Consider the following 216-nt stretch of genomic DNA (forward strand, 5'->3'; position numbering starts at 1 on the left):
CGAAACAATGCGAGATTTATGCTCCGGCTGCACCCGGGCATATACACTGTAATTCCGGACGGCCCGTGTCAGTTCCTCATCGGAAATCTCGTCCAGTTCCGCACCGGTGACGGCGTCAACGATGCGCCGTCCATCAAAATGGCGGATATCGGTATCGGTATGGGCATTACCGGCACCGATGTGACCAAAAATGTGGCAGATATGGTACTGGCCGAC

1 protein-coding gene is annotated in these 216 nt (G+C 55.1%); it reads right to left on the reverse strand.

Annotated elements, in window-relative coordinates; translation table 11 throughout:
* A partial coding sequence (locus tag H6B10_RS17690; protein WP_204652589.1) for a hypothetical protein occupies positions 1-216 on the reverse strand: 216 nt, incomplete at both ends.

The organism is Gemmiger formicilis (genome assembly GCF_016901605.1).
Lineage (GTDB): Bacteria > Bacillota > Clostridia > Oscillospirales > Ruminococcaceae > Gemmiger > Gemmiger formicilis_B.